Genomic DNA, 18,218 nt, shown 5'->3' with positions numbered 1-18,218 from the left:
ATGTACGTTCCAGCCCACTTTGCCGCGGTCCCCGACACCGTCCAGGACCTCCTCACCCGCCCGGGAGCAGCGAACCTCATCACCATGACCCCGCACGGCCTCATCGCCACGCTCCTGCCCTTCGTTTACGATCCCGATGCCGGCGAGCAAGGCGCGCTGCAGGGGCACGTTGCGCGGAACAACACGCAGTGGTCCCAACCCGCCGTCGGGGACGCGCTGGCCATCATCCAGGGTGCGGACGCCTACGTTTCCCCGTCCTGGTACGCGTCCAAGGCCGAGCACGGACGCGTTGTGCCCACCTGGAACTACACCACGGCGCACGTGTACGGACGGCTGGTGATCCACGACGACCCTGCATGGCTGGACCGGCAGGTCCGGCGCCTCACCGGTGTGCACGAGGCCGGCTTTGACCACCCGTGGAGCGTGGATGACGCGCCTGGCCGGTACATCGCCGGGCAACTGCGGGCCATCGTGGGCGTCGAACTGGTCATCACCCGGATCGAGGCCAAGGCCAAGCTGAGCCAGAACCGGCCCGAAGCGGACGTGGACGGCGTAGTGGCGGGGCTTACTGCCCGAGGCCAGTCAGAGGCCGCGGCGGATGTAGAGCGCGCCCGCTGACGCAAATGCGTGACTTTTGGGCGCTGCAAGGAGCCAAGGCCCCGAAAGCACGCGGGCTCCGCCTACGGGAAACCCAAAAGTCACGCATTTCCGGCCCAGCCGGGCAGCCGTGGGCCTCTCAGGCAGCCACGAGCGCTTCGCTGGCATCCCACAGGCCGCGCGCCAGCTCGGCGTCGTAGGCCTGGGGGTTGGCCTTGGCCAGGGCGCGCTTGTAGTAGTACGCACCGGAGATCCAGTCCTTGCCTGCGGTGCCGTTGACCAGCCAGAGCAGGGTGTCTGCGCCCTGGTCCGGCGTGAGCATGAAGCGGTTCAGCAGCGTCTTGTAGGCGTGCCGGAACGGGCTGCTGGACTCGGCCGCGAAGTTGGTGCGGACCACGCCCGGGTGGAATGCCGCCGTCGTGATTCCCTGCTCGCCGAAGCGGCGGTGCAGCTCGGAGGTGAAGAGGATGTTGGCGAGCTTGCCGGTGCCGTAGGCGCGGTTGGTGGAGTAGCCGTGCTCGGCCGTGAGGTCGAACAGGTCCAGCTTGCCGAAGTTGTTGGCGCCGCTGGAGGTGTTGATGACTTTGGCGTTGCTGGCAACCAGGGTGTCCATCAGCAGCGTGGTGAGCAGGAACGGCGCCAGGTGGTTGACCTGGAACGTGGATTCGTTGCCGTCCACGGTGAGGGTGCGCTTGCCCATGATGCCGCCGGCGTTGTTGGCCAGGACATCGATGCGCGGGTAGTCGGACTTCAGCTGGGCGGCGAGGGTGCGGACCTGAGCGAGCTCCGCGAAGTCGCTGACAAAGTAGTCGGCGTCCAGTTCCTTGGCCATGGCGCGGGTCTTCTCCGCGGAACGGCCGACGACGACCACCTGCTCCCCTGCCTTGGCCAGCGTCCGGGCGGCTGCTGCGCCGATGCCGTCGCTGGCGCCGGTGATCACGATGGTGCGAGGAGTCAAGGGGTGTCCTTTGGTTGGGGAAGTCGCGGCGCCCTGGCTGGGCGTATTGCCTACCGGCACAACGACGGCGGCACAGCAGGTGTTCCCCGGCGCGGACAAGAGGGCATATCCTGCACAGACCAGCCAGCTGAACCCGGGGGGAAAGCCATGGAGATGCCCAAAGCGTCAGACGCGGACAAGGAGCGTTTCCGGTCCCTGGTGCCGGACGGCCCCGGCGTGGTGGTGAAGCCGATGTTCGGCAACCTCGGTGCGTTCGTCAACGGCAACATGTTCGCCGGCCTGTTTGGCTCCACCGTCGGGATCAAGCTCTCGCCGGAGGACAGGCAGCAGCTCGAAGGCGGGGAGCGGACCGTCCCCTTCGGCCCGGCGGAGCGGCCCATGGGCGGCTACACGGGATTGCCGGAAGTCTGGAACGAGGAAGGCGACGGCGACGACGCCCGTGCCAGGGCGTGGATCCACAAGGCCTTCGAGTACGTGGCGGGGCTGCCGCCGAAGGAGCCGAAGGCCGCGAAGTCCCGGGCGGCAGGTACGTAGCTAGTGGGCGGGTTCGAGGGGCCCGCACCAGGCAAGACAGTTTTTGTCACGCAGTTAACCAGTCATTCATGCCGCCCTCAGCATCCGTCCAACCGGCCTCCCTACGGTCGGACCCATGGACAACATCTCACGCAGATCCCTCATTTCCGCCGGCCTCGGGGCCGGCCTCGTCGCCGCCCTGCCGGGTGCCGCAGTCGCCGTTTCAACAGCAGACGACGCCGGCCTCCGCACCGATCCGTTCATGCTGGGCATTGCCTCCGGCGAGCCGTGGCCGGACGGCTTCGTGATCTGGACCCGCCTGGCATTGGCCCCCCTGGCCGAGGACGGCCTGGGCGGCATGCCCTCCCGCCAGGTCCCGGTGGCCTGGGAGGTGGCCGAGGACGAGGGCATGCGCACTGTAGTAGCCCGCGGCGTCGAACAGGCCGGAATCGAAACCGCCCACTCGGTGCACGTGGAACTGAAGGGCCTCAAGCCGGGCCGTGAATACTTCTACCGGTTCCGCAGCGGCCGCCACATCAGCGCAACCGGCCGAACCCTGACCGCCCCGGCGCTGCACGAGACGCCTGCCGCCCTGGCCATGGCGTTTGCCAGCTGCTCCCAGTACGAGCACGGCTACTTCACCGCCTACACGCGCCTCGCCGAGGACCACCCGGACCTGGTGCTGCACCTGGGCGACTACCTGTACGAGTACAAGAAGGGCAGCTACGTGATCGGCGGCGGCAATCCGCGCGACCACCAGGGCCCCGAGACTGTGAGCCTCGCCGGCTACCGCCAGCGGCACGCCCAGTACAAGTCCGACGCCGACCTGCAGGCAGCGCACGCGATCGCGCCGTGGCTTGTGGTGTGGGATGACCACGAGGTGGACAACAACTGGGCGGACGAGGTCCCCGAGAACCGCGACCCCAACCAGATGAACGACACCACGGAGCGTTTCCGGCAGCGGCGGGCCGCCGCGTTCCAGGCGTATTACGAGAACATGCCGCTGCGGGCCTCGTCCGTGCCGGCCGGGTTCGACATGAAGATCTACCGCACCATCCAGTGGGGCCAGCTCGCCAATTTCCACATGATGGACACCCGGCAGTACCGCGACGACCAGCTCGCCGGCGACGGCTGGAAGAAGAACGTGGCCGAGCGCCTGGCCGAGAACCGCACCATCACCGGTGCCGAGCAGGAGACATGGCTGCTGGACGGCTTCCGGAACTCCACCCAGCGCTGGGACATCCTGGGCCAGCAGGTCTTCTTCGCCGAGCGTGACCGCGCCCAGGCGCCGGAGATCGACGACGTCTCGATGGACGGCTGGGACGGGTACGCCGCATCCCGCCGCCGCATCACCCAAGGCTGGGTGGACGCCAACGTGCGCAACGCCGTCGTACTCACCGGCGACGTGCACCGCAACTGGGCCAACGACCTCAAGGTGGACTACAAGGACCCGGCTTCGCCCGTGGTGGGCTCGGAACTGGTGTGCACATCCATCACCTCCACCGGCAATGGCACCGGCTCCACCACGGAACCCACCATGGCGTGGAACCCGCACCTGAAGTTCTTCAACGACAACCGCGGCTACGTGAACACCAGGATCACCAAGGACGCCATGACGGCGGACTTCCGGACGCTGGACTATGTCACGACGCCGGGCGCCCCCGTTTCGACGAAGGCCTCGTTCGCGATCCAGGACGGCGTGCCCGGGCTGCAGGCGCACGGTTAGGCTCGAAAACCGGTTCCAGCGGAAGGTCCGGCCGGCACACCGGCCGGACCTTCCGGTGCCGGGTGTTCCGCTGCCGGAGGCTACGGGGCGACGACTTTCACGAGTTCTGACCGGCTTCCAGACTGCAGGTCCTCGGTGAGGACCAGCGCAGCGACCTCCGGGCAGTAGTACTTGTGCTCCCGGGCATTCTTTTCAAGGGGCGACCAGTCGTAAACCTTGACGCAGCCGGTGTAGGTCCGGGCCTTCGTGGAGACGGTCTCGCCGGTGGCCGCCGTGTCCCGCATATCTTCGGCATAGCCCGCGTAGAATTCCTGCCGGTAGGAATCCCCCACGCGCTGCTCGGCTTTCATCCAGATCCCCGCTTGTGCCCCATCTTTCCCGTGGAGAAAGCTGCCGGAGTGGTTGATCAGAATCCCGTTCCAGAAGTTGTTCACGTCCTCGCCGAAATACCACACGTCGCCGTTTTTGTGCTGCGCCAGATAATCCCGGGTTTCCTCCACGAGCTGCCCGTTCTTGAATTCCTTGTCCAGGTAAATGACGGTCTCAACGCCCTCGATAGTCTTGGTCTCCTGCAGGATTTCGATTTCGATCGTCTCGGTGACCTTCCCCTGCTCAACGGTTTCATAGGTCAACTTCTTGCCCACCGGAAGGGCAAAGTATTTGTTCGTGATCTTGGTGCTGAAATCTGCGGGGTTGACCTGGGGGGTGTACTCGGCGGCCCTGCTCTTCCTGGTGCTTTCAGTGACGAAAAGTGCCACTCCTGCCGCTACGAGCAGCACGACGAGGACGGCCAGGAAAATCTTGGTTGGTTGATTCATGACCTTTCCCACTCCTTCTGAGTAGAAATTCCTATTGGGGTCAGAGCACCTTTGCTTGCCCATGGCCATAGGAGAAAGTTAGTGCAGTCCGTCGCCAACCTGAACCCCTTCGGCTACCCCTTACCAAGCAGGGTGAATCATCGAAAGCTGGGTATCTCCGGCACGCACTTAAAAAGCAAGTAGCGCCAAGTGTCGTTTTGGGGTTTCAAAACGACACCTGGCGCTACTTAGTTGGGGAGGGGCGCCATAGTTCGGCAGGCTAACCCGCCAGGCCTGCCACCAGGAAGATCACGGCGGCGATGGCGAAGCCCATTACGCCGATGAGGGTTTCCATGACGGTCCAGGTCTTCAGGGTGGTCTTGACGTCCATGCCGAAGAAGCGGCCCACCAGCCAGAACCCGGAGTCGTTGACGTGGGAGACCACCACGGAACCGGCGGCCACGGCAATCACCAGGGCGGCAACCTGCATCCCGTTCAGCCCCGCCAGGGCAACAGCGGGGGCGATCAGGCCGGCGGTGGTGGTCAGCGCCACGGTGGCCGAACCCTGGGCGATGCGCAGGATGGCGGAGATCAGGAAGCCTGCGAGGATGAGCGGGATGCCCAGGTCGCCCAGGACGTCGGCCAGTGCCTGGCCAATGCCGGAGGTGCGCAGGACGCCGCCGAACATGCCGCCGGCGCCGGTGATCAGGATGACGGAGCAGACCGGGCCCAGGGATGATTCGAGCAGCTTCTCGAGCGCGCCCGCGTCCTTGCCCCGCCTGGCGCCGAGCACGAACATGGCCACCAGCACGGCGATCAGCAGTGCCACCGGAGTTTCGCCGAGGGTGCGCAGGACCTGGTACCACTGCTCCTTCTTGACGCCTTCGGCGAGTACACCGGAGGTAGCCAGGGTGTTCAGCCCGGTGTTCATGAAGATCAGGAGCAGCGGCAGGAGCAGCAGGCCCACGATGGTGCGGAAGCGCGGCGGGTGCGACTCGGCTTCGGCGGTGGCGTGGCCCAGGATTTCCGGCACGGGCAGGACCAGCTTCTTGCCGGTGTAGAGGCCGTACAGGTAGGCGGTGACGTACCAGGTGGGGATGGCGACGATAAGGCCGGCGATGGTCACCAGGCCGATGTTGGCGTCGAAGAATGCGGCGGCGGACACCGGGCCCGGGTGCGGCGGCAGGAAGATGTGCATCACGGAAAATGCGCCGGCGGCGGGCAGGCCGTAGCGGAGCACTCCCCCGCCCAGGCGGTGGGCCACCGCGAAGACCACGGGCAGCATGACAACCAGGCCGGCGTCGAAGAAGATGGGGAAGCCGAAGATCAGCGAGGCCAGGCCCAGGGCGAACGGGGCGCGCTTTTCGCCGAAGACGCCGATGAGGTAGTCGGCCAGCACCTTGGCGCCGCCGCTGGTTTCGACGATGCGGCCGAGCATCGCGCCCAGGCCCACCAGGAGTGCCACCGTGCCGAGCGTGGTGCCGAAGCCGTTGATCAGCACCGGGACCACCTGGCTGGCGGGGATGCCGGTGGCGAAGGCAGTGGCGAGGCTGATCAGGATCAGCGCGACCAGGGCGTGCATGCGCAGCCTGATGATCAGGAACAGCAGGACGAGGATCGCTGCGGCGGCGATGAGCAGCAGCGGCCCTGCGCCCAGTGTTTGGGTCCATCCTTCGATGGTCATGGTTCTCCTTTGAAGCAGGATTTGTTGGGGGTCAGGGGTGGTCAGGACGCGCTGGGCGCCTGGCCGGAGGAAAGGTGAAGGGCCTGCACGACGGCGGCGACCAGCTGCCCGGGTGACTGCGCGATGTCCAGGCGGAGGCTGCCGGCGTCGAGCTCTTCCTGGCTGAGCGCCTCGAGGGTGGCCAGCTGGCTCGGCAGCAGGGCGGGCGGCATGAAGTGGCCCTCCCGGCCCTGCATGCGCCGGCTGATCAGGTCCGCGCCGCCGTCGAGGTGGAGGAAGATGACGCGTCCCTCCGCTTCGGACAGGAGCTGACGGTAGCTTTTCTTCAGGGCGGAGCAGGTGATGACCGTGCTGCAGCCGGCCTGGGCCTGGGCGCTCATCCAGGCCTGGATTTCCCGGAGCCACGGCCAGCGGTCCTCGTCCTGCAGCGGGATGCCCTGGGTCATCTTGGCGATGTTCGCGGCCGGGTGGAACTCGTCCGCTTCAGCGCAGGCCCACCCCAGCTGTCCGGACAGGGCCGCCGCCAGGGTGGTTTTGCCGGACCCGGCGACGCCCATCACCACAAGATGCGTGGGGGGATTCTGCATGTTCATACCTCCGGAGAAGACGTCTTTGGCTTTCGAAGAAGCTCGCTGCGTGCCCGTCGTTACGTGGGCTACGCCATAAGGTATCACCTTTGAGGCTAATAAATACTATCTTTGCGTGTCACAGGTCATACCTTACTGTTTTTGTTCGCTATTCTGGAGGTGCGCTCCGGCGCGGAGAGAGGCGGAAAATATGTCGACGGCGACAGGTGCGGGCGCGGATGATGCGCACGACGGCGGGGCCTCCCCCGCAATGCACGAGCGCGTTTTGGAGGCGGTCGGCGTCGCCATCGCCTCCGCAAAGCTGGCCCCGGGCAGCAGGCTCACCCTGGAAGGCCTGCAGCAGGAGTACGGAATTTCCCGCACCGTTGCGCGGGACACCATGAAGGTGTTGGAGTCGATGAACCTGGTCTATTCGCGGCGGCGGGTTGGCATCGTGGTGCAGGAGCGCCGGTGCTGGAACGTCTTCGACCCCAAGCTGGTGCGCTGGCGGCTTGCCTCGGACCGGCGCGACGTCCAGTACAGCAGCCTCACGGAGCTGCGCATCGCCGTCGAGCCCATTGCCGCCGCAGGCGCCGCCCGCCGTGCCAGCGCCGCGGAACGGGCACAGCTTGTTGCCCTTGCGGCGGAGCTGCGGCGGCTGGGTGAGGCCGGCGACCTCCAGGGGTTCCTGGCGGCCGATATCGAGTTCCACCAGCTGCTGCTGCGAAGCTGCGGAAACGAGATGTTCCAGGCACTCGAGGGCATGGTGGCGGAAGTGCTCACCAGCCGGACACAGCAGGGGCTGATGCCGTTCAAGCCCCGGAACGAGGCGCTGCAGGCGCATGAGGACGTGGCTGCAGCCGTGGCGGCCGGGGACACGGCGGTGGCGGAATCAGCAATGCACCACATCCTGGACGAGGTCCGGAACGCGATGGGGCTGCACTAGCGCCCCGGCGCCTCATCAAAGCCCTTCCCGGACACCGCGATCCTGAGTAGCCTTCAAAGTAGGGCTTACGCAAGGGGCCTTCAGCGCCATCCAGGAGATCTGCGAGGTGGAACGATGACCACTACCGGACGTTCAGGTGAAGGACTCGCCGCTACCGCTGCGCCGGCCGTGGTACCCCGGCGCAAGGGCAGCATCGTGGTCAACTGGCTCACCACCACGGACCACAAGACCATCGGGTACATGTACCTGATCACGTCCTTTGCGTTCTTCTGCATGGGCGGCGTGATGGCGCTGCTCATCCGGGCGGAACTGTTCGAGCCGGGCATGCAGGTGCTGCAGACGAAGGAGCAGTACAACCAGCTGTTCACCATGCACGGCATCATCATGCTGCTGATGTTTGCCACCCCGCTCTTCGCGGGCTTCGCGAACGTGATCATGCCGCTGCAGATCGGCGCGCCGGACGTCGCGTTCCCGCGGCTGAACGCGCTGGCATTCTGGTTCTTCCTCTTCGGTTCCACCATTGCGGTGTCCGGCTTCATCACCCCGCAGGGTGCGGCATCGTTTGGCTGGTTCGCTTACGCGCCGCTGTCCGATACCACCTTCAGTCCCGGCATCGGCGGGGACCTGTGGGTGTTCGGCCTGGCGCTGTCCGGTTTCGGCACCATCCTGGGTGCGGTCAACTTCATCACCACCATCATCTGCATGCGCGCCCCCGGCCTGACCATGTGGCGGATGCCGATCTTCACCTGGAACACCCTGGTGACGGCCATCCTGGTCATCATGGCCTTCCCGCCGCTGGCAGCAGCACTGTTCGCCCTCGGCGCGGACCGCCGCTTCGGAGCCCACATCTACGATCCGGAAAACGGCGGCGCCGTCCTCTGGCAGCACCTGTTCTGGTTCTTCGGCCACCCCGAGGTGTACATCATCGCGCTGCCGTTCTTCGGCATCGTTTCGGAGATCTTCCCGGTCTTCAGCCGCAAACCGATCTTCGGCTACAAGGGCCTGGTCTACGCCACCATCTCCATCGCCGCGCTGTCCATGACGGTGTGGGCACACCACATGTACGTCACCGGATCCGTGCTGCTGCCGTTCTTCGCGTTCATGACCATGCTGATCGCAGTCCCCACCGGCGTGAAGTTCTTCAACTGGATCGGCACCATGTGGGGCGGTTCGCTGACGTTCGAGACCCCGATGCTCTGGAGCATCGGCTTCCTGATCACCTTCCTGTTCGGCGGCCTGACCGGCATCATCCTGGCGTCCCCGCCGCTGGACTTCCACGTCTCGGACTCCTACTTCGTGGTGGCGCACTTCCACTACGTGGTGTTCGGCACCGTGGTGTTCGCGATGTTCGCCGGCTTCTACTTCTGGTGGCCCAAATTCACCGGCACCATGCTCAATGAACGCCTGGGCAAGATCCACTTCTGGATGCTGCTCGTTGGCTTCCACGGGACGTTCCTCATCCAGCACTGGCTGGGCGTCATGGGAATGCCCCGCCGGTATGCGGACTACCTGGTGGAGGACAACTTCACCTTGATGAACCAGTTCTCCACCTTCAGTTCCTTCCTGCTGGGCGCCTCCCTGATCCCGTTCTTCTGGAACGTCTACATCACCTGGCGGGCGGGCAAGAAGGTCACCGTGGACGATCCCTGGGGCTTCGGCGCCTCGCTGGAATGGGCCACGTCCTGCCCGCCGCCGCGGCACAACTTCACGTCCCTGCCCCGGATCCGTTCCGAGCGGCCGGCCCTGGACCTGCACCACCCCGAGATCCGGGTCCGCGAACATGAACCGGTCCACAGCGCGGCGGCGGCAGCCCTGGGCGCGGCGGACATCGGTGAAAAGGACGTTCGGGAGCCGAACCCGGACAAGTAGCGGGCGGGCCGGTCCGCTGCTAGATGCAGCTGGGCTGGTAGGCCGGATCCGCCGGCCCTGACGCCCTGCCCAGGGCATGGGCGACGATCTGGTGCACCACGGGGTCGTTCGGCGTCTGGTCGTGCTCAAACACATCCGCCGGGCACTTGTCCTGGATGGTGATGTTGGTGACCTGCCGCGCAGGGCCGGAGAGGAACTGGCTGTTGTAGGGAATCACCACTTCGTCGTAGACGGTGGAGATCACGGTGTAGGACGGTCCGGCCACGGTGTCACCGATGGAGTTCAGTTCCTGCATGAACGGCGAACCTGCCTGCTGGTCGGCGCAGGCAGCGCAGCCGAGAGCCGTGTAGTTCGGGTCGGCCACGACGTCCGGCGGAGGAAGGATCACGCCTTCCGTGCCGTGGTTCGAGGGGGCGATTCCGACGAGCTGGTTGACGTTCTTGGCGCCGCCGAGGAAGCCCATGTAGTAGCGGGGCATCATGCCGCCCTGGCTGTGGCCCACGAGGTCCACCTTCTTTGCGCCGGTGGCTGCGCGGACAGCGTCGACAAACGGGGCGAGTTCTTTCGCCGAATCGGCTACCGGCGCGGTGGCGTAGACGCCGTTCGTCTCCCCGTAGTTGAGCGCAAAGACGCAGTACCCGGCGCTCTTGAGGTACGGCGAGAGGGTGGACCAGTTCTTTGCCATGCTTTCAAAGGTCCCGGGGACCAGGATGACAGGGTAGGGGTGCTCGGCGGACGGCTTGCAGGACCAGTCGTTGGCGCCGGGCGGGGATATTTCGACGACGTCCGCGTGGGCGGGTGCCGCGGCGAGGGAACCGGCGAGGACGGCGGTCGCGGCCAGGGACAGTGCCTTTTTGAGCAGTGACATAGAAACCTCTTCGTTTGCGTGTCAGCGGATGGGCCGGGCAGGAACCGGAGCCCGTGCTGCGGGCCAGGTTCCTTCCGGGGCTCTTCAAATGCTAGGCAGGACCGGGCGGCGGCGGCGGATTCTGCACAAACGTGCGGCCAGGACCGCCCGCCGTTTGCGCCGGGTGCGGCGGCGGATTTGAAGGGCACTCCACATCGTTGTTACTGGTCAGTAGCCAGATTGTGGCCCCGGACCGGCGGCGCATCACCGTTCACTGCCGCTGCACATCCGTGCACGGATAGCCGTGGCTGTCAGCTCGCAGGACCGCCCGGAGAATGCCGGTCAGCGTCCCTGACCGCCATGAAGAACTTCACGCCGCCGTCGGTCAGCATTTGCCGGTGGAAAAGGTGGTCGCCGCCATCGAACACGCGCAGGCACATGAGGCTCCACAGCACACGCCGGTAGATGTCGGTGACCCACTCCCCGGGGATGCCGTGGCCGGACGGGGTAACGAATCCGGCGTCATCCAGGGCCAGGCTGATCACATCCCTTTCAAGGAGCCGCGGCGGCGCAATGCCACTGAGGTACCAGTGTGTGTAGAGGCGCATGGCCAGCCGTACGGCGTCGTGCTTCGGATTGGCGATCACGTCCACCATGTAGTCCCACAAGTCGCCCGGCCGTTCGAGCGCCCTCCGGCCGCGGGGTGTGAGCACCAGCCTGCCTTTGAGCTTCCGTACCAGCTTCCACGCCAGGACATGCTCCCGGAGTTCACGGACCGGCAAGACATTCGCTTCACGGTTTCCCTTGCCCAGGACGGCTCCGTCCCAGCCGATTTCCTCCACGGCGCGCGCCACCAGGAAGGGTTTCAGGTACCCGTCCTTCGTCAGTTCCAGGCCATCACCCTCGGCATTCTCCAGGAACCAGCGCACGGGCTTCAGCACCGCATCGCGCTCGCCGTCAGTGAGCGGCTGCGGCCACCACTGGAGGCTGAGGACCCGCAGCCGGCGGTTGGCAGCGTCCACGTCGAAGCGGGTGGCGTCGAACCTCTGGCCAAACTCCCCGGTGGTCTCGAAGACCCATCTCCCGGCATCGCCATGCTCCGGATGGTGCCGGTCCGCGAGGATGCGGACCAGGTTGGCATATCCCTCCGGCCCGCCGGAATCCTCCACGGGACCACGGTTGGCGCCCCCCAGGCACTGGAGCTCGCCGTAAGCCAGTTCGGCCGGCCCGAGCAACTCCACCTGGTGAGTCCAGCCGTCGCCGAAGTCGTACTCGTACTCGCAGGCCGTGCCCGGCTTCCGGGGATCCAACAGGTCCGAAAGGACGACGGCGGAGGCCGCCTCTGCGCCCGAGTCCTCCGTTGCGCCGCGGGGCCCTGCAACCACGCGCTGGTTCCCTCGGGGATCTACGCACCTGACGGCGTAAACGTGGCGGTCCTCCCAGCCGAAGGCCGCCTGCACGGCAAGATGGAATTCTTCGACTGTCAGGGCGGCGGGAACCCGCAGTCGGCGCCAGATCACTGGCTCGGTGTCCTCAATGCTGATGCGGAGTTCAAAGGCGGGGACGCGTGCGGCGGACTGCATAGGGTCATCTTTCCAGAGCCGCAGGAGGTCCTGCATCGCTGATCTGGCAGCACAGCCGGGTTAAGCAAAAGCAGGGCCGGTCAGCGACCGGCCCTGCTTTTTCAAAATTCGAAACCCGAAGGCCCCAGATTCCCTAATGGATTAGAGTGCCTGGATGTTGGTGGCCTGGGGACCCTTGGGGCCCTGCTCGGTGTCGAAGGAAACCTTCTGGTTCTCTTCGAGGGAGCGGAAGCCGTTGGAGTTGATCGCAGAGTAGTGTGCGAAAACATCCTGTGAAGAGTCATCGGGGGAAATGAAGCCGAAGCCCTTTTCAGCGTTAAACCATTTGACGGTACCAGTAGCCATTATTTTTGTCCTTCGTGAAGGTGGAGGGAAAGTCCCGACTTTCGGGCCCTCCGGTGTGGGGTGTTCAAAACCGCTACTTCAGAAGAACGCGGACTTTCGACCGCGCGTACTGCCTGAACTACCAACTGCATAAACACAACAACAGGAACAACACTACAGGAGATTTGGAGCAGCACTTACCACGGCGCCCATCCGGGCATATCCTGCCAGCAGATCCAGTCCGCATCCTGACCTGCGGGAGCAAACCATGGAGATACCGCAACGGGTGAACACCCTGGTGATCGGAGCCGGGCAGGCCGGCCTGGCCACCAGCTACTGGCTGGCGCGGCACGGCGTGGAGCACCAGGTGCTGGAGCGGCGGGATGCCCTGGGCGGGGCATGGCAGGACCGCTGGGATTCGTTCTACCTGAACACGCCCAACTTCTCCTTCATGTTGCCGGGCCTGACCTACGACGGTCCCGAGCCTGACGCTTTCCTTCCCCGTGACGCCGTCATCGGCCTGTTCCGTGATTACGCCCAGCGGATTGCCGCGCCGGTGCTGCTGGACACGGAAGCCACCCGGATCGGCCGGGCTGACGGCGGATTCAGCGTGGAAACCAACGGCGGGCAGTTCGCGGCACAGAACGTCGTGCTGGCCAACGGGGCCTTCCAGCTGCCGCGCATCCCGGCGGCGTCGGCCGGCCTTCCCTCGCATGTGCTCCAGTTGCACAGCCACGACTACCGCAATCCGCAGCAGCTGCCGGGCGGTGCCGTGCTGGTGGTGGGCACCGGACAGTCCGGCGGCCAGATCACCGAGGACCTGCTGGCGGCCGGCCGGGAGGTGCACCTGGCCGTCTCAACCTGCCCCGAGGCGCCGCGCCGGTACCGGGGCCAGGACGTCTTCCACTGGATCCTGCAGGTCAACCTGCACGGCCCCGAGTACGGCATCAACGGTTTCCAGGTGGACCAGCTCCCCTCCCCCGCGGCGCGTTTCCTGTGCAATCCGCTGGTTTCCGGCAACGACGGCGGCCACAGCATCCGCGTGCGGGACCTGGGCCGCCGCGGCGTCCGGCTCCACGGCCGCTTTGAGGGAATCGACGACGGCGTCCTCGCCTTCAGCGACGACCTCCCCGACCGCCTGGCGATAGTTGAGGCAGGGTTCGGCCAGCGCCTGAAGCTGATGGCGGACGCCTACATCGCGGCGGCCGGCATTGATGCGCCGGCCCCGGAAACGCCGCGGACCGATTCATGGCTCCCCCCGGAATCCGGGGCACGGCTGGACCTGGACGCGGAAGGCATCACGGCGGTCATCTGGGCCACCGGGTACGGCCTGGACTTCAGCTTCCTGGACATCCCCGTGCTGGATGAGTGGAACTACCCCCGGCACTCCCGGGGCGTCACGGACGTCACCGGCCTGTACGCCGTCGGACTGCCCTGGCTGACGAGGCACGCCTCGGCCACCCTGGCGCTGGTGGGCGACGACGCCAAATACGTGGCCGGCCACATCGCCGGCCTGGGCGGCTGAAGCCGTGCGGAAGCACCCCTTGCCAACGGCCGCCCCCGGCGTAGGGTTCCTTCCATGAAACCGATTCGGGTCATCCTGCTCCCGGGCTCCGTCCTCCCCGCCGATGAGGCCTACGGCCCGCTGATTGAAGCCCTGGGGCCCGATGTGCAGGCTGTCGCCAAGGACCTGGAGCTCTATGCGGACGACGTACCTCCCCCCGGCTGGAGCCTGGACACCGAGATTGACGGCGTGCTGCGGGAGGCCGATGCCCGGGGGTGGGACACCTTCCACCTTCTCGGGTACTCCGGCGGCGGCGCTGCTGCCCTGGCTTTTGCCGCAAAACATCCTGACAGGCTGCTCAGCCTGGCGCTGCTGGAACCCGCCTGGGCCGGGAACTGGGATTGGAGCCCCGCCCACACCGAACTCTGGAGGCAGTACGATCGGCTGGAAACGCTCCCGCCCGAGCAGTTCATGCCCGCCTTCATGAGGCTGGGAGTGAGGCACGACGTCGTCCTTCCGCCGCCGCCGCCCGGTCCCCCGCCGCCGTGGATGGCCAAGCGGCCCGCGGGCATCAAGGCGTTCCTGGGGACCTTCAAGAGCTACGACCTGGACAGGGCCCGTTTGGCCGCCTTTCGACCGCCCGTGTTCTTCGCACTGGGGGGCCTGAGCAACCCCGACGACTACGGCGAGATTGCCGCCCGGCTGGCACGGGTGTTCTTCCCTGACTTCCATCTGGAGGTGTTCCCCAAGCGCCATCACTTCGATCCTCCCCACCGGATCGAGCCCAAGCGTCTGGCTGAGTTGCTCCGGCGGCACTGGGAGAAGGCGGAAACAGGCTGATACTTATCGTCGAACCCTTCGGTTTTGCTACGATTGCTACGGAGGCAGCCATGACAACTATTCCGCACCGTGAGCTACGCAATAACAGCAGTAAAATCCTTGAGCGCGTCAAGAACGGCGAAACTATCGACGTCACCAACAAGGGCGAGGTCGCGGCAACGTTGATCCCTCCTTCGGCGTCTCCCTTTGAACGGCTCCTGCTGGCGGGCCAGGTCCGGCCTGCAAAAGCCGGCCCCGTCGACTTCCGTTCCTTGCCGCGGGTGACTTCGCAGGCCAGCACTGCTGAAATTTTGGACGACCTTCGCGGGGACCGTTGATCATCTATGTGGACACCTCTGCTGTCCTTAAGCTGGTGATCGCCGAAGGCGAATCAGCGGGGACTGCTGACTTCCTGTCGGAGGCGGCCTCACAAGGGGACAAACTGGCCGCCTCCATGCTCCTCTACAGTGAGCTTCACTGCGCGGGACACCGCCGTGGAATACCGGGCGAACTCATCAACACAGCACTCAGCGGAATCAACCTTGTGGACGTTTCACGTCCGGACCTCATGTATGCGGCAGCGCTGCCCGGCAAGCTGCGGAGTGCCGATGCCATCCACCTCGCCACCGCAATCCGGCTGCAGGCGGATGTCCTGGTCGCCTACGATGCGGAACTACTCGCAGCAGCGGTAGAGGCAGGCCTCGCCGTCCAATCACCCGGGTGAGGGCACCTGCGTTTTACCAGTTGCGGGGCGTGCACCCGCACACGGCCGCAGGGGTCAGGCCTGAATTGTCGCGCGTTGGCGCCGCCGGGGGCGAACACGGAGACGGCGGCGCGGGCGTACCCGGACCGGCGCACTGAACCTGAAGGCGCGGCGGGAGAGGTGGTGGGTGTCCGGGCGGCGGCGGACGGCCACCGGCCCGGCGGGCAGCGTCTGGGCGGCACGGGAGAAGAACCACCGCTTGGCGATCTCCACCAGCACCAGGTACACCGCGATCATGCCGAGCAGGGCCAGGAAGAACGGGACCGGCAGCGGGTCGAAGCCCAGCAGGCCCTGCAGCGGCGAGAGCGGCAGGTAGACGCCGAGCGCCACAACGCCCAGCGAGGCCGCGACCAGGCCGGCGGACGGCCGGCTGCGGAGGAACGGGACGCGGCGGGTCCTGATGGCGAAGATGATGAGGGTCTGGGTGGCGATCGACTCGATGAACCAGCCCGCCCGGAACTCCCCCGGCACGGCGTCGAATGCGAACAGCATCAGGGCGAAGGTGGCGAAGTCAAAGAGCGAGCTGATGGGCCCGAAGAGGAACATGAAACGCCGGATGAAGGCGATGTTCCAGTGCGACGGCGCCCGGAGCTGCTCCCGGTCCACCCGGTCGCCCGGGATGGCGAGCTGGCCTGCGTCGTAGAGCAGGTTGTTGAGCAGGATCTGGCCGGGCAGCATGGGCAGGAAGCTCAGCACCACGGACGCCGTGGCTGCACTGAACATGTTGCCGAAGTTGCTGGAGGTTCCCATCAGCACGTACTTGATGGTGTTCGCGAAGATCCGCCGCCCCTCCATCACCCCTTCGGCCAGGACGCCGAGGTCCTTGTCCAGCAGCACGACGTCCGCGGCGTCCTTGGCGACGTCGGTGGCACTGTCCACGGAGATGCCGATGTCCGCCTTGTGCAGGGCAAGGGCGTCGTTGACGCCGTCGCCCATGAACCCGACGGAGCCGCCGCTCTGGCGCAGCAGCGTGATGATGCGCGCCTTCTGCTCGGGGGAAACGCGGGCAAAGATGGTGGCGGTCCGGGCGGACGCGGCGAGGGCGGCGTCGGACAGCGCATCGACCTCGGCTCCGGTCAGGGTCCCCCCGGAGATCACGCCGACATCGTCGCAGACCTTCTCCGCCACCTTGGCGTTGTCCCCCGTGGCGATCTTCACCGAGATGCCCAGCGCCTCAAGCCGGTCAAGGGACTCCCTGGCGTTGGCCTTGGGCTTGTCCAAAAAGACCAGGAATCCGGCCAGTGACAGGCCGCGTTCGTCCGCCGGGGTGAGCTGGACGAGCCCGGCCGCATCCCGGGCGGCCACGGCGACAACCCGGGAGCCGGCGTCGAACTGTTCGTCCAGCATCGCCTGCACAGCGGGCGGGGTCGGGCCGCACAGGGCGAGGACGTCCTCCGGGGCGCCCTTGGTGACCAGTCGCGGGCGGCCGCCCGCCTCCCGCACCAGCACGGTGGTGCGGCGGCGCTGGTGGTCGAAGCCGATCAGGTCCAGCCGCTCGAAGCGGGCCGCATCGAAGGCGGCCGCGCCGGGGCTGTCCCAGAGGGCCGCGTCCAGCGGGTTCTGCCCGGCGGAGGAGAGCTTGGCCTCGGCGTAGTCCGCCTCGGTGGCCAGCAGGCCCAGGGTGAGCAGGCCGCCGTCGGACGTCTCCGGGGCAACAGGCAGCGCGCCGGTGAAGCTGATCCGCCCCTCCGTCAGGGTGCCGGTCTTGTCGGTGACCAGGATGTCCATGTCGCCCAGGTCCTCGATGCAGACCAGGCGTTTGACCAGCACCTTCCGCCTGGCCAGCTGGCGCGTGCCGGTGGCCAGGGACGTGCTGACGACGGCGGGGAGCAGCTGCGGCGTGATGCCCACCGCGATGGCCAGCGAGAAGAGGAGCGATTCGATGAGCGGGCGCTGCAGCAGCAGGTTGGCGATGAAGATCAGGGTGGTCAGCACGATGGCCACCTGCAGCAGCAGGAAGGAGAACCGCTTGAGCCCGAGCTGGAATTCGGTCTGCGGCTGCCGTTCGCCCAAGCCCAGGGCGATCCGGCCGAACTCGGCGCGGCCGCCGGTGGCTACCACCACGCCGGTGCAGCTGCCGGACTGGATGACGGTGCCCATGAACACGCAGGAGGCGAGGTCTGCCAGGGCGGCGCCGGCGGGCACCGGCGCGGGGTCCTTCGCGGCGGGAAGGGACTCCCCGGTGAGGATGCTTTCGTCGCACAGGAGTCCGCTGGCGGTGAGGAGGCGGATGTCGGCGGGAATGATGGCGCCCAGGGAGAGGTGGACGACGTCGCCCGGCACCAGTGCGGTGACGTCCACTTCCCTGGTTGTTCCGCCGCGGAGCACCACCGCACGGTGCGTCACGCGGTCGTGCAGGGCCTCGGACGCCCGTTCGGCGCGGAATTCGTTGGTGAAGCCCAGGCCCACGCTGACCAGCAGGATTACGCCAATGACGATTGAATTGGTGGCATCCCCCAGGAACAGCGACAACCCGGCGGTGATGAGCAGCAGGATCAGGATGGGGCTGGCGAACTGGCGCCCCAGCACGGCCCAGCCGTTGGCGCGGTGGGTTCGCACGGCGTTGGGCCCGAGTTCCGCCAGGCGGCGTGCCGCCTCGTCCCCGGACAGGCCCGCGGGGCTGGAGCCCAGCTGCTCCAGCACCTGCTGGGCTGCCAGGGCCGCCGCATCGCTGATGGGGAGCTGGAGCGGGCTGCGCTGCCGGACGTTCAGGTCAGTCATG

The 18,218-nt window shown here is 66.5% G+C and carries 17 protein-coding genes; 9 read left to right on the top strand and 8 right to left on the bottom strand.

The annotated features are described in order from the left end of the window. Positions 1-618 carry an FMN-binding negative transcriptional regulator gene (locus ACQ3DC_RS07025; protein ID WP_430751904.1) on the top strand — a complete coding sequence of 206 codons (618 nt, stop codon included), beginning with the start codon at positions 1-3 and terminating at the stop codon, positions 616-618. Positions 619-736: 118 nt separating this feature from the next. Here ACQ3DC_RS07025 and ACQ3DC_RS07020 read toward each other — a convergent pair whose 3' ends face one another. Then, positions 737-1,555 carry an SDR family NAD(P)-dependent oxidoreductase gene (locus ACQ3DC_RS07020; RefSeq protein ID WP_430751903.1) on the bottom strand — a complete coding sequence of 273 codons (819 nt, stop codon included), beginning with the start codon at positions 1,553-1,555 and terminating at the stop codon, positions 737-739. A 147-nt stretch (positions 1,556-1,702) separates the two neighbouring features. On the opposite strand from ACQ3DC_RS07020, the gene ACQ3DC_RS07015 reads away from it, so the two are divergent. Continuing rightward, positions 1,703-2,089 carry a TfoX/Sxy family protein gene (locus ACQ3DC_RS07015; RefSeq protein ID WP_157238800.1) on the top strand — a complete coding sequence of 129 codons (387 nt, stop codon included), beginning with the start codon at positions 1,703-1,705 and terminating at the stop codon, positions 2,087-2,089. A gap of 115 nt (positions 2,090-2,204) precedes the next feature. Further along, positions 2,205-3,794: an alkaline phosphatase D family protein gene (locus ACQ3DC_RS07010; RefSeq protein WP_430751902.1), complete on the top strand. Its 1,590-nt coding sequence runs from the start codon at positions 2,205-2,207 to the stop codon at positions 3,792-3,794. Positions 3,795-3,874: 80 nt separating this feature from the next. Here ACQ3DC_RS07010 and ACQ3DC_RS07005 read toward each other — a convergent pair whose 3' ends face one another. From ACQ3DC_RS07005 to ACQ3DC_RS06995, 3 genes are all read right to left on the bottom strand, one after another. Further along, complete coding sequence (locus ACQ3DC_RS07005; RefSeq protein ID WP_421091996.1) at positions 3,875-4,612, bottom strand: hypothetical protein; 738 nt, start codon at positions 4,610-4,612, stop codon at positions 3,875-3,877. Between the two features lie 259 nt (positions 4,613-4,871). Then, entirely contained in the window at positions 4,872-6,275 is a 1,404-nt protein-coding gene (locus ACQ3DC_RS07000) for a GntP family permease (protein WP_421091997.1), read from the bottom strand. Positions 6,276-6,316: 41 nt separating this feature from the next. Next, positions 6,317-6,862, bottom strand: coding sequence for a gluconokinase (locus ACQ3DC_RS06995; RefSeq protein WP_430751901.1), 546 nt, complete (start codon positions 6,860-6,862; stop codon positions 6,317-6,319). 190 nt (positions 6,863-7,052) lie between these two features. Here ACQ3DC_RS06995 and ACQ3DC_RS06990 point away from each other — a divergent pair, with 190 nt between their 5' ends. Both ACQ3DC_RS06990 and ctaD read left to right on the top strand, forming a co-directional pair. Further along, on the top strand, positions 7,053-7,787 hold the full coding sequence (locus ACQ3DC_RS06990; RefSeq protein WP_157238805.1) for a FadR/GntR family transcriptional regulator: 735 nt from the start codon (positions 7,053-7,055) through the stop codon (positions 7,785-7,787). A 114-nt stretch (positions 7,788-7,901) separates the two neighbouring features. Then, positions 7,902-9,656: an aa3-type cytochrome oxidase subunit I gene (ctaD, locus tag ACQ3DC_RS06985; RefSeq protein ID WP_157238806.1), complete on the top strand. Its 1,755-nt coding sequence runs from the start codon at positions 7,902-7,904 to the stop codon at positions 9,654-9,656. 19 nt (positions 9,657-9,675) lie between these two features. Here ctaD and ACQ3DC_RS06980 read toward each other — a convergent pair whose 3' ends face one another. From ACQ3DC_RS06980 to ACQ3DC_RS06970, 3 genes are all read right to left on the bottom strand, one after another. Continuing rightward, positions 9,676-10,524 carry an esterase/lipase family protein gene (locus ACQ3DC_RS06980; protein ID WP_157238807.1) on the bottom strand — a complete coding sequence of 283 codons (849 nt, stop codon included), beginning with the start codon at positions 10,522-10,524 and terminating at the stop codon, positions 9,676-9,678. A gap of 290 nt (positions 10,525-10,814) precedes the next feature. Next, on the bottom strand, positions 10,815-12,086 hold the full coding sequence (locus ACQ3DC_RS06975) for a plasmid pRiA4b ORF-3 family protein (RefSeq protein ID WP_430751900.1): 1,272 nt from the start codon (positions 12,084-12,086) through the stop codon (positions 10,815-10,817). 141 nt (positions 12,087-12,227) lie between these two features. Next, a complete protein-coding gene (locus ACQ3DC_RS06970) occupies positions 12,228-12,431 on the bottom strand; it encodes a cold-shock protein (protein WP_009372930.1) in 204 nt (67 codons plus the stop codon). Positions 12,432-12,678: 247 nt separating this feature from the next. Between ACQ3DC_RS06970 and ACQ3DC_RS06965 the strand changes: the two genes are divergently transcribed. Genes ACQ3DC_RS06965 through ACQ3DC_RS06950 form a run of 4 tightly spaced genes read left to right on the top strand, consistent with a single transcriptional unit; the run spans position 12,679 to position 15,457 of the window. Further along, the gene (locus tag ACQ3DC_RS06965; protein WP_430751899.1) at positions 12,679-13,935 is read left to right on the top strand and encodes a flavin-containing monooxygenase; all 1,257 of its coding nucleotides are present in this window, start codon (positions 12,679-12,681) and stop codon (positions 13,933-13,935) included. A gap of 54 nt (positions 13,936-13,989) precedes the next feature. Further along, entirely contained in the window at positions 13,990-14,754 is a 765-nt protein-coding gene (locus ACQ3DC_RS06960; RefSeq protein ID WP_430751898.1) for an alpha/beta fold hydrolase, read from the top strand. Between the two features lie 50 nt (positions 14,755-14,804). Then, positions 14,805-15,071, top strand: coding sequence for a type II toxin-antitoxin system Phd/YefM family antitoxin (locus ACQ3DC_RS06955; protein WP_430751897.1), 267 nt, complete (start codon positions 14,805-14,807; stop codon positions 15,069-15,071). Then, on the top strand, positions 15,068-15,457 hold the full coding sequence (locus ACQ3DC_RS06950; protein WP_430751896.1) for a type II toxin-antitoxin system VapC family toxin: 390 nt from the start codon (positions 15,068-15,070) through the stop codon (positions 15,455-15,457). Before ACQ3DC_RS06955 ends, ACQ3DC_RS06950 begins: the two co-directional genes overlap by 4 nt. 54 nt (positions 15,458-15,511) lie before the next feature. Here the strand turns inward: ACQ3DC_RS06950 and mgtA are convergent, their stop codons facing one another. Then, positions 15,512-18,217 carry a magnesium-translocating P-type ATPase gene (gene mgtA / locus ACQ3DC_RS06945; RefSeq protein WP_430751895.1) on the bottom strand — a complete coding sequence of 902 codons (2,706 nt, stop codon included), beginning with the start codon at positions 18,215-18,217 and terminating at the stop codon, positions 15,512-15,514. Between the last annotated feature and the right edge of the window lies 1 nt (position 18,218).

Source organism: Paenarthrobacter sp. NEAU-H11 (assembly GCF_050573415.1).
Taxonomy (GTDB): Bacteria; Actinomycetota; Actinomycetes; order Actinomycetales; family Micrococcaceae; genus Arthrobacter.
The sequence above is the reverse complement of the archived record's forward strand: the minus strand, read 5'-3'. Positions and strand labels throughout refer to the sequence as shown.

What these genes read in the sequence shown, in the direction of transcription:
- ACQ3DC_RS07025 (WP_430751904.1), top strand. Translation starts at nt 1, where the DNA reads ATGTACGTTCCAGCCCACTTTGCCGCGGTCCCCGACACCGTCCAGGAC.
- ACQ3DC_RS07015 (WP_157238800.1), top strand. Translation starts at nt 1,703, where the DNA reads ATGGAGATGCCCAAAGCGTCAGACGCGGACAAGGAGCGTTTCCGGTCC.
- ACQ3DC_RS07010 (WP_430751902.1), top strand. Translation starts at nt 2,205, where the DNA reads ATGGACAACATCTCACGCAGATCCCTCATTTCCGCCGGCCTCGGGGCC.
- ACQ3DC_RS07005 (WP_421091996.1), bottom strand. Translation starts at nt 4,612, where the DNA reads ATGAATCAACCAACCAAGATTTTCCTGGCCGTCCTCGTCGTGCTGCTC.
- ACQ3DC_RS07000 (WP_421091997.1), bottom strand. Translation starts at nt 6,275, where the DNA reads ATGACCATCGAAGGATGGACCCAAACACTGGGCGCAGGGCCGCTGCTG.
- ACQ3DC_RS06995 (WP_430751901.1), bottom strand. Translation starts at nt 6,862, where the DNA reads ATGCAGAATCCCCCCACGCATCTTGTGGTGATGGGCGTCGCCGGGTCC.
- ACQ3DC_RS06990 (WP_157238805.1), top strand. Translation starts at nt 7,053, where the DNA reads ATGTCGACGGCGACAGGTGCGGGCGCGGATGATGCGCACGACGGCGGG.
- ctaD (WP_157238806.1), top strand. Translation starts at nt 7,902, where the DNA reads ATGACCACTACCGGACGTTCAGGTGAAGGACTCGCCGCTACCGCTGCG.
- ACQ3DC_RS06980 (WP_157238807.1), bottom strand. Translation starts at nt 10,524, where the DNA reads ATGTCACTGCTCAAAAAGGCACTGTCCCTGGCCGCGACCGCCGTCCTC.
- ACQ3DC_RS06975 (WP_430751900.1), bottom strand. Translation starts at nt 12,086, where the DNA reads ATGCAGTCCGCCGCACGCGTCCCCGCCTTTGAACTCCGCATCAGCATT.
- ACQ3DC_RS06970 (WP_009372930.1), bottom strand. Translation starts at nt 12,431, where the DNA reads ATGGCTACTGGTACCGTCAAATGGTTTAACGCTGAAAAGGGCTTCGGC.
- ACQ3DC_RS06965 (WP_430751899.1), top strand. Translation starts at nt 12,679, where the DNA reads ATGGAGATACCGCAACGGGTGAACACCCTGGTGATCGGAGCCGGGCAG.
- ACQ3DC_RS06960 (WP_430751898.1), top strand. Translation starts at nt 13,990, where the DNA reads ATGAAACCGATTCGGGTCATCCTGCTCCCGGGCTCCGTCCTCCCCGCC.
- ACQ3DC_RS06955 (WP_430751897.1), top strand. Translation starts at nt 14,805, where the DNA reads ATGACAACTATTCCGCACCGTGAGCTACGCAATAACAGCAGTAAAATC.
- mgtA (WP_430751895.1), bottom strand. Translation starts at nt 18,217, where the DNA reads ATGACTGACCTGAACGTCCGGCAGCGCAGCCCGCTCCAGCTCCCCATC.